The sequence below is a fragment of the Anoxybacillus sp. LAT27 genome, assembly GCF_022030075.1.
In the GTDB taxonomy this organism is placed as follows: domain Bacteria; phylum Bacillota; class Bacilli; order Bacillales; family Anoxybacillaceae; genus Anoxybacillus; species Anoxybacillus kestanbolensis.
Genome location: NZ_JAIWYK010000113.1, coordinates 1 through 290, shown reverse-complemented (window position 1 = coordinate 290; position 290 = coordinate 1). Strand labels below are relative to the sequence as shown.

General features: G+C 47.9%; 1 pseudogene. It reads left to right on the top strand.

Annotation, left to right across the window (positions count from 1 at the left end):
• Positions 1-122, top strand: a pseudogene (locus LD028_RS08745) (CtsR family transcriptional regulator); the annotation flags it as partial.
• Positions 123-290: the final 168 nt, after the last annotated feature.

Sequence of the window (290 nt, the reverse complement as noted above, 5' to 3'; positions counted from 1 at the left end):
GGGAAGCGAAAATTATGTTAAGCGCTATGGATCGTTCTGTTTTATATATCGATTTGCCCGAGCGGGACGAACTGCGGGCCCGCATGTTAAAAGCGATGCTGACGTCACTGAAATACAAATAGGGGGAGGGGGAGGCATTGATTTGCCAAGAATGCAAGCAGCGGCCGGCCACGATGCACTTTACGAAAATTGTAAACGGAGAGAAAACGGAGTTCCATCTTTGCGAGCAATGCGCCAGAGAGCATGGCCATATGTTTACGTTCTACGGCAATGATGATTTTTCACTCAAC